Below are 12,171 nucleotides of genomic sequence, written 5' to 3' on the forward strand. Positions count from 1 at the left end.
TGGATTTTCCCGGTCAGGCGACACCTCCGGCGACATCGGGCCGGGGTGCCGCCGGGCCGTGCACGCCAGGACGAACCCCAGGGCACAGCCGCACGCGGCTACTTGATAAACGCCAGTTCACTGACCCCGGTTCCTTTCCCGACCTTCGCCGTTGTGCGCAGGCGGACCCGTTCTATACGCTGTGGCAAACCTGGGGAGTGTCGCAATGAAGCGCCTGCAGTATCCGGAAGGATTCGTATCCGCCCGCCATTCGCGCGGGCGATTTTTCATGGGTTGGCTGTTCGCCGCCACCCTGGCGGTCCTGGCGGTCGTGGGTTGCAAGCGCGACGCCGACGGCCAGCTCCCCGAGGTCACCGGCGAGAAGATCGCCGCCAAGCGCGAAGCGGTGAAGGGTTTCGCGCTGGTGGCGGCCTATCCCGACCAGGACGACGACGAGCTGGCGCTGGCGCTGGAGTTCAGCCGACCGCTGGTGGGGACGCAGGAGTTCGACGCCCTGATCGCGGTCACCGACAAGCAGGGCGCGCCGGTCAAGGGCAGCTGGGTGCTCGATGACGAGGGCGAAGACGAAGGCAAGGTCCTGCGCTTCCCGCACGTGGAGGCCAGCCGGGACTACATCGTGATCCTGCGCGCCGGGCTGACGGCGGCCGATGGCACCCGCCTGGGCAAGGAGGAGCGGCGCAGCGTCTACACCGGGCCGCTCGACCCGGTGGTCGGCTTCGCTTCGCAGGGCAGCGTGCTGCCGGCGCGCGAGAGCCGCGGCCTGCCGGTGGTGTCGGTGAACGTGGCCGAAGTCGACGTCGAGTTCCTCAAGGTCAAGGAAAAGGAACTGCCGCGTTTCTTCGCCGAGTTCCAGCGCGGCGGCCGCCGCAGCAACTGGGACCTGGAACGCGACTACTCGTGGGAGGAGGACGGCGAGGAGCATCAACGCACCCCGCTGTCGCGGCTGGCCGAGCCGGTGTACGTCAACCGGTTCGTGCTGGGCGGAAAGAAGAACGAGCGCGTGCTGACCTACCTGCCGCTGCAGGACATCGAGGAGCTGCAGGAACCCGGCCTGTACTTCGCCGTGATGAAGCGTGCCGGCACGTTCAAGGGGGAGCTGGAGACGGCGTTTTTCACCGTCAGCGACCTGGGCCTGCACACGCGGGCCTACAAGGACAAGCTGTTCGTGCACGCCGCCTCGCTCGAGGGCGGCGGCGCGATTTCCGGGGTCGAACTGCGCATCCTCAATGCCGACGGCGAGCCGGTCCTCAAGGCCGAGACCAACCGCAACGGCAACGCGATGCTCGACTACAAGCTCGATGCCTCGCATGTGCTGATCGCCAGCCGCGGCAGCGACGTGTCGATGCTGCCGTTCAACCAGCCCGCCCTGGACCTGTCGGAATTCGACGTGGCCGGACGCGAGCAGGCCTGGTTCGACGTGTTCGCCTCGTCCGGACGCGACCTCTACCGCCCCGGCGAGACCGTGCGCCTGTCCGCGCTGCTGCGCGACCAGGACGGGCAACCGCTGACCGGCAGCGGGAAGGGCAAGGGCCTGCAGCCCGTGTTCGTGCGCTACGTGCAGCCCGACGGCAAGACGTTCCTTGAAACCCAGCTGCAGCCCGATGCGCAGGGCTACGTGCGCCACCAGCAGGTGATCCCGGCCGATGCCGCCACCGGACGCTGGCGGGTCGAGTTCCGCACCGATCCGGCGAGCAAGGACGCCGTGCAGGGCATGACCCTGCGGGTGGAGGAGTTCCTGCCCGAGCGCATGAAGCTCGATCTTTCCGCGCAGGACGTGATCAGGCCCGGCGAGCCGCTGCGCCTGGTGGCGACCGGCGCCTACCTCTACGGCGCCCCGGCCGCGTCCAACCGCTTCACCGCCAAGCTGACCGTGTCCGTCGAGCAGCATCCGGTGGAAGCCCTGCCGGGCTGGTTCTTCGGTGATCCGACCGTGGAACTGCCCAAGGAAGCCAAGGACGTCATCGATACCTCGCTGGACGAGAACGGCAAGCTGACGCAGGACGTCGCGCTGCCGGCCGAGGCCAAGCCGGTCAGTCCCATCGCCGCGATCGTGGCCGGCAGCGTGTTCGAAAGCGGCGGGCGCAGCGTCAACCGCAGCCTCAAGCGCGTGTTGTGGCCGGCCGACGCGCTGGCCGCGGTCCGCCCGCTGTTCGACGACAAGGAAGGCAGCGACGCCAACGCCACCGTTTCCTTCGAGATCGGCCGCTTCGGCGCCGACGCGCGCGCGCGTCCGGGCAAGGGGCTGCGGGTCACCCTCATCCGCGAACACCGCGACTACCACTGGAACTGGAACGACGACGGCGGGTGGGACTACGACTTCAACCGCCGCTTCGAGGACATCGAGACGCGCGTGGTGGACATCGGCACCGCCGCCACGAAAGTCAGCTTCCCGGTGGAGTGGGGCGAATACCGCGTCGACGTCTTCGATCCCGCCACCCGCCTCACCACGCGCTACCCGTTCCGGGCCGGCTGGAGCTGGGGCGACGAGAACCGCGGGCTGGACGCGCGGCCGGACAAGGTCAAGCTGGCGCTGGACAAGACCGCCTACCGCGCCGGCGACACGCTCAAGGTCACCCTGACCCCGCCGCACGAGGGCAAGGGACTGCTGATGGTCGAGAGCGACCGCATGATCTTCGTGCAGGACATCGAGGCCAAGGCCGGCAGCACGTTCGAGATCCCGGTGACCAAGGACTGGGAACGTCACGACGTCTACATCACCGCGCTGGTCTTCCGCGGCGGCACCTCGCCGAGCAAGATCACGCCGGCGCGCGCCGTCGGCGTGGCCCACGTGGTCATGGACCGCGGCGACCGCACGGTGTCGATCGGCGTGGCGGCGCCCAAGCTCATGCGTCCGGAACGCGACCTGCCGGTGACGGTGAGCGCGCCGGCACTGGCCGGGCAGGACGCCTACGTCACCGTGTCCGCGGTCGACGTGGGCATCCTCAACATCACCCGGTTCCCGGTGCCCGACGCGGCTGCGCATTTCTTCGCGCAGCGCCGGCTGGGCGTGGACGCGTACGACGTCTATGCGCGCGTGATCGAGAGCTTTGACGGCGCCACGGCGCGCATCCGCTTCGGTGGCGACCTGGCGCCGCTCGCGCTGCCGCAGGCCCGCCGGCCGACGTCGCGCGTGCAGACCGTCGACCTGTTCAGCGGTCCGGTGAAGCTCGATGCGAAGGGGCTGGTGCGGGTCAAGCTCAAGGTGCCCGATTTCAACGGCACCCTGCGCGTGTCGGCGCTGGTGTTCTCGGGCAACAAGTACGGCAGCAAGGCCGCCGAGACCATCGTGCGCGCGCCGGTGCTGGCCGAAGCCAGCATGCCGCGAGTGCTCGCGCCCGGCGATCGCAGCAGTGTCACCCTGGACGTCCAGAACTTCACCGGCAAGGCCGGCGACTTCAAGGTGTCCGTGGAGGGCATCGGTCCGCTGGCCGTGACCGAGGGCGTGCGCACCGCGAAGCTGGCGGCGGAAGGCAAGACCACCTACACCTTCCCGTTGCTGGCCAAGGAGGGCTACAGCACGGCCCAGGTCCGCGTCCGGGTGGACGGCAACGGCTTCAAGGTCGATCGCCGCTACGACCTGCCGGTGCGACCGGCCTGGCCGCAGGTGATGCGCACGCGGACCAAGGTGCTCGACGCGCTCGGCCCGGTCGCGCTGGATCGCGACATCGCCGATGGCCTGATGGCCGATTCGGTGCGCGCGCGGATGGTGGTCAGCGCATTGCCGCCGATCCCCTTCGCCGCGGCACTGGAGGACGCGCTGAAGTATCCCTATGGCTGCGCCGAGCAGACGACCAGCAAGGGTTTTGCCGCGCTGCTGCTGGACGAGCCGACGGGCCGGATGCTGGGCGTGCCCGGCCTGGGCGACAAGCAGCGCCGCGAACGCATGGAAGGCGCGTTCGGCCGGCTGGCCGCCATGCAGATCAGCTCCGGCCACTTCTCGATGTGGGGCGATGGCGATTACGTCAACCAGTCGCTGACGCCCTACATCGTCGAGTTCCTGCTCGACGCGCGCGACGCGGGCTTTGCCGTGCCCGAAAGCATGCTGCAGAAGTCGCTCAAGGCCTTGAACGAGGACCTGCTGGCCGGTGGCGCGCCGTTCTACGGCTACGACCATCGCGATCACCTCAAGTTCGCCTACCAGGCCCACGCCGGCTACGTGCTGTCGCGCGTCAACCGGGCGCCGCTGGGCACCCTGCGCGCGCTCTACGACAACAGCCGCAAGGAGAGCCTCACCGGCCTGCCGCTGGTGCACCTGGGGCTGGCCCTGTCGCTGCAGGGCGACCGCAACCGCGGCGCCAAGGCCATCGCCGCCGGATTCGCGAAGGACACCAAGGACCGTCCGCAGTACCTGGGCGACTACGGCACCCGCCTGCGTGACGACGCGCTGATGATCGCGCTCGTGCACGAGCGCAAGCTGGCCAAGCCCGAGTACGACGCCCGCGTGGTTGCGCTGGGCCGCGAACTGGACAACCGCCGCAAGGAGCGCTGGTTCTGGCTGAGCACGCAGGAACAGGTCGCCCTGGCGCGCCTGGGCAAGGCGCTGATGGCCGACCAGTCCAAGCGCATCTCGGGGCAGTGGAAGGTGGGCGATGACAGCACGCCGGTGACGGATGTGCGGCTGACCGGCCGGCAGTTCGACCACGCGACGCTGTCGCGCGGCGTCAGCTTCGATCCGCAGGGCGAGCCGCCGCTGTACGCGAGCCTGGAAGTGGCGGGCGTGCCGCGCTCGGCGCCCGAGCCGGACAATTCGGTCATCACCGTGACCCGCAAGTACTACCGCACCGATGGCACCGACTGGAGCGGCGGCGCGCTGGAGGAGGGCGACAGCCTGATCGTGCAGCTGACGATCAAGAGCAGCGTCGACATGCCCGACGCGCTGGTGACCGAGCTGCTGCCGGCGGGCCTGGAGATCGAGAACTTCAACCTGGGCGACGCCAAGCAGTGGGCCGGCGTGGTCGTGGACGGCATCGAGATGGCCGACCGCGACGAGGCGGCCGAAGTGCGCCATGAGGAATACCGCGACGACCGGTACGTGGCCGCCCTCAAGCTCAGCACGTACGACACCGCCAAGCTGTTCTACCTCGTCCGCGCGGTGACGCCGGGTACGTACACCGTTCCGCCCTCGCTGGTGGAAGACATGTACCGCCCCGACATGCGCGGCGTCGGCAAGGCCGCGCCGGCCACGCTGACGGTGAAGCAACCGGGCAAGTGAAGTCCCCAGGCGCCGGTGGCGGGACGTCCGCCACCGGTCGCCGGGCCAGATTGAAGCCCGGCAGTCGCAGGTCAAAGGCGTTCCAGCACCACCATGAAAGTTCCGCGCCACGCTCCCGGCCTACACGCACCCGACCTTGCCGCGTCCGCCCACGCTTCGCCTGGCAAGCGCAGCGATGCCTCGCGCGCACTGCTCGCCGGCATGCTCGGCCTGCTGCTGACGCTGGTTGCATTGATGTTGCTGGACCTCGCATTCCCGTTGCCGCTGCCCAGCGCGAGCGACGGCGCCGTGGTGCTCGCCCGCAACGGGACGCCGCTGCGGTCATTCGCCGACCGGGGCGGCATCTGGCGCTATCCGGTCACCGTCGAGCAGGTGTCGCCCCTGTATCGCGACGCGCTGCTGAACTACGAAGACCGCTGGTTCTGGCGCCACGCCGGTGTGAATCCGATGGCGCTGGTGCGTGCGTCCGCGCAGCGGCTGCAGCACGGGCGCATCGTGTCCGGCGGTTCGACGCTGACCATGCAGGTGGCCCGCATCCTGGACCCGCACCAGCGCACGGCGGCCGGCAAGCTCAAGCAGATCGCGCGCGCCCTGCAGCTGGAAGTGCACTTGGACAAGCGCGAGATCCTCGCGCTCTATCTCAACCGCGCCCCGTTCGGCGGCACGGTGGAAGGCGTGGAAGCGGCCAGCTGGGCCTACCTGGGCAAATCCGCCACGCAGTTGTCGCACGCTGAAGCGGCGTTGCTGGCGGTGCTGCCGCAGTCGCCCAGCCGGCTGCGCCCGGACCGGCATCCGGAGCGTGCCCGCGTCGCGCGGGACAAGGTGCTCGACCGCATGCAGGCGCTGGGCGTGTGGTCGCCCGCCGAAGTGGCCGATGCGCGCGTGGAAGCGGTGGTGGCCCGTTCGCTGCAGCCGCCGCTGCATGCCTCGCTGCTCGCGCAGCGCCTGCGCAGCGGCGCGCCGAAGTCGCCCCGCATCGTCTCCACGCTCGACATCGACCTGCAGCGCACGCTGGAGGACCGCGTCGCCGCCTATTTTTCCGATCTCCCGGCGCGCACGTCCGCCGCCATGCTGGTGGTGGACAACGCGACGATGGAGGCGCGCGCGTACGTCGGGTCGGTCGCGTTCGCCGACCAGGACCGGCTGGGCCACGTCGACATGGTCAAGGCCTGGCGCTCGCCGGGTTCCACGCTCAAGCCCTTCCTGTACGGGCTGGCGCTGGACGATGGCCTGATCCATTCCGAGAGCCTGCTTGTGGATGCGCCGCAGGCGTTCGGCGACTACCGGCCCGGCAATTTCGACATGGCGTTCAACGGCCCGGTGAGCGCCGCGCAGGCGCTGCGCCTGTCCTTGAACGTGCCCGCGGTCGACCTGCTCGAGCGCGTCGGGCCCTCGCGTTTCGCCGCGCGGCTGGCCAATGCGGGCATCGACCTCAAATGGCCGGAAGGCGCGCAGCCCAACCTGGCGATGATCCTCGGCGGCACCGGTGCGCGGCTGGAAGACCTGGTAGGCGCCCATGCCTCGCTCAACCGCGACGGCGTGGCCGGACGCGTGCGATATCGCCCGGATGCACCGCGCATCGACCGGCGGCTGCTGTCGCCGGGCGCCGCCTGGATCATCCGCGAAACGCTCGAGGCCAATCCGCGTCCGGGCGCCGCCGTGCAGACCTTCGACCAGGGCGGTCGCCCGCGCGTGGCCTGGAAGACGGGCACGAGCTACGGCTTCCGCGATGCCTGGGCGCTGGGCGGCACCCGGCGCTACACGGTCGGCGTGTGGGTGGGGCGGCCGGACGGGACGCCGCTGCCGGGCCAGTACGGCGCGGTCACGGCGCTGCCCCTGCTGTTCGAGGTGATCGACAGCCTGCCCACGCAGGCGCGCGATGGCGCGGCTCGGCCGCCGCCGCCCGGCGTGGAGCAGATCGAGGTGTGCTGGCCGCTGGGCTTGCCGCCCGATCCCGCGTTTCCGGAGCTGTGCCGCCGCCGCATGGAGGCCTGGACGCTGGATGGCGTGGTGCCGCCGACCTTCGCCGAACGTGATGCGCGGCTGTGGAGCGCGGGACTGGAGCGTTTCGAGGTCGATGCGCGCACGGGCCTGCGGCTGGCGGCGGAGTGCGCGGGTGCGCACGAGCGCCGATCACGGCAGGTGGCCCGCTGGCCGGCGCTGGCCTCGCCCTGGCTGTCGTCGGAGACCCGGCTCGCCGCGCGCCTGCCGGCGTTGTCGCCCGACTGTGCGCCCGACGGCCGCGATGCGCTGGAAGAGCTGCGCATCGAGGGCATCGCCGACAACGCCACGCTCGCCCGTCCGCCCAACAGCACGCAGCCACTCAGGCTTTCGATCCGCGCGCTGGGCAGCGAAGCCCGGATCCGCTGGCTGCTCGACGGCCGGCTGGTGGCCGAATCGCGCGGCGGTGCGAGCATCGCGCACGACTTCAGCCAGCCGGGCATGCACGCGCTGACGGCGCTCGCCGACAGCGGTGCATGGTCGCGCGTGCGCTTCCGCGTCCTGGAGTAGCGCCGCCGCGCGGCGGGCGGCCGTGCGATCAGCCCAGTTCTTCGAGCATGTGCTCGGCCGAGGACACGCGGAACTCCCCGGGCGATTCGACGAACAGCTTCTTCACCACGCCGTCCTGCGCATACAGCGCATAGCGCTTGGAGCGGATGCCCATGCCGTAGCCGCTGGCGTCCAGCTCCAGGCCCATCGCGCGGGTGAAGTCGGCATTGCCGTCGGCGAGCATGATCAGCCCCTCCGGCACGCCCTGGCTCTGGCCCCAGGCCTGCATCACGAAGGGATCGTTGACCGACACGCAGGCCACGCTGATGCCGCGGGCGAGGAACTGGTCGAAATGCTGGACGAAGCCGGGCAGGTGGCGCTCGGAGCAGGTGGGCGTGAAGGCGCCGGGCACCGCGAACAGCACGACGTTCTTGCCGTCGAAGAGCGTGCGCGTGTCGATGGTCTGCACGCCGTCGAGGATATGCGTGAGCGCGACTTCGGGGATGCGGTCGCCGGCCTGGATGGTCATGGGGGGTACTCGTGGGGGAATGGCGCAGTCTAGACGTCCACCGGGGTAAGGTGCCGTCAAGTTCCACAGGTGGACGCCCGCAACGCCCCGGTCGCCCGGTGGTCGCGAACGGCGCCCGGGCTCCGGCAAGCGGTTCCGGGCGCCGCGCTGATCCGGCGCTCGCGGACGATGGAGTAACCTGCTCGCCCCGCGCGCCGACCTTCCGGCCTGCCGAGCGGCTTCCTTCCCGCCGCCTCAACCCGGCTACTTTCACTGGCTAGTTCTTCAAGCAGACCGCAGATGGAATTCAAGGACTACTACGACATCCTGGGCGTCGAGGCCGGCGCCGGCGACGCCGAGATCAAGAGCGCTTACCGGCGCCTGGCGCGCAAATACCACCCCGACGTCAGCAAGGAGGCTGGCGCCGAAGACAAGTTCAAGGCGGTCAACGAGGCCTACGAAGCGCTGCGCGATCCGCAGAAGCGCGCCGCCTACGACCAGTTGCGTGCGCGCGGCTACCGGCCCGGCGACGACGTGCAACCGCCGCCGGGGGGATTCGGTGGCGGTTATGGCAGCCCGGGCTTCGAGGAGATCTTCGCCGGCGGCGGCGCGGGCGGCGGCTTCAGCGACTTCTTCGAACAGCTCTTCGGCCGCGGCCGCGGTGGCGGCGGTCCCGGCGCCGGCATAGGGGGCGCTCCGCGCGGCGACACGCGCGCCAAGCTGGCCGTGTCGCTGGAGTCGGTCTACGCCGGCAGCGCGGCGCGCATTTCGGTTGGCAATCGCACGCTCGACGTCCGCATCCCGAAGGGCGTGCGCCCGGGGCAGGTGATCCGGCTGGCCGGGCAGGGCACCGGCGGGCGCGGCGACCTGCTGCTGGAGATCGAGTACGCCGCCCATCCGCAGTTCGAGGTCGACGGCCGCAATGTCATCTACGTGCTGCCGGTGGCGCCCTGGGAAGCGGCGCTGGGTGGCACGGTGAGCGTGCCGACGCTGGGCGGCCCGGTCGAACTCAAGATCCCGCCCGCCTCGGAAAGCGGACGCAAGCTGCGCCTGCGCGGGCGTGGCCTGCCCGGCGCGAGCCCCGGCGACCAGATCGTGGAACTGGAGATCCTGGCCCCGCTGCCGCATTCGACCGAACAGAAGGCGGCCTACGAAGCCATGCGCGACGCGTTCGCGGGCGACTGGCGACGGGCCTGACCGGGCGCGCCGACCGGGGGGCGCGGCATCCGCGAACCCCATCGACCCTTGAAACGAAAAGAGCCGGGCAAGCCCGGCTCTTTTTTCAGGCGTGGCCCGCCGGGTTCAGGCCTGCATGTACTTGACGATCACGTCGGCCAGGTCGCTCTCGCTGAAGGGCTTGGTGATGTAGGCCTTCGCGCCCTGGCGCATGCCCCAGACGCGATCGGTGTCCTGGTCCTTGGTGGTCACCAGGATCACCGGGATGTGCTGGGTCGTCGGATCCTTGCTGATCGAACGCGTGGCCTGGAAGCCGTTGAGGTTGGGCATGACCACGTCCATCAGGACCAAGTCGGGCAGTTCGCGCTTGCACACTTCCACGCCCGCGGCGCCGTCCTCGGCGGTGATGGCCTCGTGGCCGAGTTTTTCGACGATGCGGCGGATGCCCATCAGCTGCGAGGGCGAATCGTCGACGATCAGGATGCGGGCCATTGAGGTTTCCCAGGATGCTCAGGCGGATTGTAGCCGGGCCTGCTGCCGCCGCAAGGCCGCCTTACAGGCGTACCAGCGTGCGGCCGAGCGAACCGCCGGCAAGCATGGTGGCGAAGACCTCGGGCAGCTCTGCCAGGCCGACCTCGCGGGTGCAGATGCGCTCCAGGTGCCGGGGCTTCCAGTCGTCGGCCAGGTGCTGCCAGACCTGTTCGCGGATATCCCGGGCGGTGCCGGCCGAGGCGACACCCAGCAATGAGACGCCGCGGATGATGAAGGGCATCACCGTGGTGGCCAGTTCGGGCGTGGCGGCCAGCCCCGCGGTGGCGACATTGCCGTAGGGCGCGGTCTGCGCAAGCAGGCTGGCCAGCATCGGGCCGCCGACGTTGTCCAGCCCGCCGCCGAAGCGGACCGATTCCATCGGGCGCGCGGTGGCCAGCGCCTCGCGACCGAGCACCTCGCTTGCGCCGATTTCCTTCAGGTACGGCGCCTGCGCGGTCTTGCCGCTGATGGCATGCACCTGGAAGCCGGCGCGGCTGAAGATGTCCACGGCGAGCGAGCCCACGCCACCGGTGGCGCCGGTGACGGCCAGCGGGCCGAGCCCGGGCTGCTGCCGGTTGTCGAGCATGCGCAGCCACGCCAGCGCCGCGGTGAAGCCCGCGGTGCCCAGGATCATGCTTTCGCGCAGGGTCAGGCCGGTGGGCAGCCGGATTGCCCACTGCGCGGGCAGCCGCGCGTACTCACCGAAACCTCCGTCGCGCGTCTCGCTCAGGCCGCAGCCGGTGACCAGTACGGCGTCGCCTTCGCGGAATGCGGGGTCGGTCGAGGCGACCACGTGCCCGGCGACGTCGATGCCGCCGACCAGCGGGAACTGGCGCAGGATCTTGCCCTGGCCGGTGCCGGCGAGCGCGTCCTTGAAGTTCACGGAGGAGTAGGCGGACTTGATGACGATCTCGCCCGGCGACAGGTCGTCGACGCTGACCGGCTCGATGCCGCTGCGATACCCCTGGGCGTCGTTGTGGATACGGAAGGCGTTGAAGGTCGTGGTCATGGGCGCGGGAGGGGAAGTGGTGGGGGAGTCAGCGGAGAGGCAAGCATCGGGGCGGCAAGCGGCGGGGCGGCGAGCTCAGGGGCGGCAAGCTCAGGGCGTGGACTGACGGGCGGTGATCCATTTGTCTCGCGCATCGGCATGCAGAAAACGACGCAGGCCTGGCGTTGGTGGGCTCAGGACGCGCCGGCGTGCGTCGCAGGTCCTGCATCGCCCGGCGTGTCCTCGTGGTCATTGGCCGCGTCGGTGGGCTCGCCCTCCAGAGGCGGCGGCGTGCCCTGGTCGGGCGCGCTCTTGTCGGGCGTGCTCTTGTCGGGCGTACCCTGGTGGACCACGTGGATCCGCCCATCCTCGACGCGCCAATGCAGGCCGTTCTGCGTCGTGACCACGAACAGCGGCTGCCCGTACTGCAGGTTGAGGAAGACATGGAACATCGTCGGTGTCGCCGAGGTCAGGTGCGTCACGCCGAGCCCGTCGGCCCCGGCCGGGGATGGAATGTCGAGGTCGACGACCGGGCAGCTGCGCGTCTGCGAGTACTGCGACAGCTGGGTCTGGCCGTCGTGGGAGTAGCGGAACATGTGGAAGCCACCCAGCGGCGCTTCGCTGTTGTCCTTCCAGGCCGACATGACGAAGACCAGGATCTCGTCCACGCCTTCCTCTTCCGACTCGATCACCACGACGTTGGGCGTGTGGTTGGTGCAGACCGACAGGTCCGGTGTCGCCAATGCCGAGTCGCGCGCCGTGATCAGGCGCAGTTCCCGCTCGGTGGCCGGCTCCATGGGCGACAGGCGGCGGGCATGGGTCGCCTTGACCGCGTCGATGTCCAGGTCACCCGCCGCGAAGGCGAGCAGCCGTCCGGCGTCCTGCGTGAAGTAGCGCACCTCGACCGAGTTCTCGCGCGCGTAGGTGAGCCATCCGCGCCCCTCGCCCGGGACCGACTCGAACGCGCCGGCCGCCAGCAGCGCATCCGTGGTGCGCCACGCCGCGACGTCGTGCAGGCGGATCAGGCGGCCGACGAACTCGGCCATGCTGACGTCGAGCTGGTATTTCTCGGGAATCTCGCAGGCGATGCGGCGCGCATCGTCGTCCGCGTCGGGCGGCAGGCGCCGCGCCTGCTCGCAGTCGTGGCGGGCGGGCAGCGGATCGCCGTCAGGCGCCTTCGCCGCGTGGCCGGGTGACGCCGTCAGGCAGAGCGCCAGCAGCAAGGCCAGGCGTGGAAGCAGCGGGACGAAGGCGGGCGTGGGCATG

7 protein-coding genes are annotated in these 12,171 nt (G+C 70.2%); 3 read left to right on the plus strand and 4 right to left on the minus strand.

Going from position 1 to position 12,171, the window contains the following annotated elements; translation table 11 throughout:
* Positions 1 to 268 precede the first annotated feature (268 nt).
* Both I8J32_RS11540 and pbpC read left to right on the plus strand, forming a co-directional pair.
* Positions 269 to 5,212 carry an alpha-2-macroglobulin family protein gene (locus I8J32_RS11540; RefSeq protein WP_207526887.1) on the plus strand — a complete coding sequence of 1,648 codons (4,944 nt, stop codon included), beginning with the start codon at positions 269 to 271 and terminating at the stop codon, positions 5,210 to 5,212.
* 201 nt (positions 5,213 to 5,413) lie between these two features.
* Positions 5,414 to 7,723, plus strand: coding sequence for a penicillin-binding protein 1C (gene pbpC / locus I8J32_RS11545; protein WP_200613141.1), 2,310 nt, complete (start codon positions 5,414 to 5,416; stop codon positions 7,721 to 7,723).
* A 28-nt stretch (positions 7,724 to 7,751) separates the two neighbouring features.
* Here pbpC and I8J32_RS11550 read toward each other — a convergent pair whose 3' ends face one another.
* Positions 7,752 to 8,231, minus strand: coding sequence for a peroxiredoxin (locus tag I8J32_RS11550; protein ID WP_200612231.1), 480 nt, complete (start codon positions 8,229 to 8,231; stop codon positions 7,752 to 7,754).
* Between the two features lie 279 nt (positions 8,232 to 8,510).
* On the opposite strand from I8J32_RS11550, the gene I8J32_RS11555 reads away from it, so the two are divergent.
* Positions 8,511 to 9,407, plus strand: coding sequence for a DnaJ C-terminal domain-containing protein (locus I8J32_RS11555; protein WP_200612233.1), 897 nt, complete (start codon positions 8,511 to 8,513; stop codon positions 9,405 to 9,407).
* A 105-nt stretch (positions 9,408 to 9,512) separates the two neighbouring features.
* Here the strand turns inward: I8J32_RS11555 and I8J32_RS11560 are convergent, their stop codons facing one another.
* The 3 genes from I8J32_RS11560 to I8J32_RS11570 form a co-directional block, all read right to left on the minus strand.
* Positions 9,513 to 9,878 carry a response regulator gene (locus tag I8J32_RS11560; protein WP_200612236.1) on the minus strand — a complete coding sequence of 122 codons (366 nt, stop codon included), beginning with the start codon at positions 9,876 to 9,878 and terminating at the stop codon, positions 9,513 to 9,515.
* Positions 9,879 to 9,939: 61 nt separating this feature from the next.
* The gene (locus tag I8J32_RS11565) at positions 9,940 to 10,926 is read right to left on the minus strand and encodes a YhdH/YhfP family quinone oxidoreductase (RefSeq protein WP_200612238.1); all 987 of its coding nucleotides are present in this window, start codon (positions 10,924 to 10,926) and stop codon (positions 9,940 to 9,942) included.
* Between the two features lie 173 nt (positions 10,927 to 11,099).
* Positions 11,100 to 12,170, minus strand: coding sequence for a hypothetical protein (locus I8J32_RS11570; RefSeq protein ID WP_200612239.1), 1,071 nt, complete (start codon positions 12,168 to 12,170; stop codon positions 11,100 to 11,102).
* Position 12,171 lies beyond the last annotated feature (1 nt).

The sequence above is a fragment of the Lysobacter solisilvae genome, assembly GCF_016613535.2.
GTDB classification, from domain to species: Bacteria; Pseudomonadota; Gammaproteobacteria; order Xanthomonadales; family Xanthomonadaceae; genus Agrilutibacter; species Agrilutibacter solisilvae.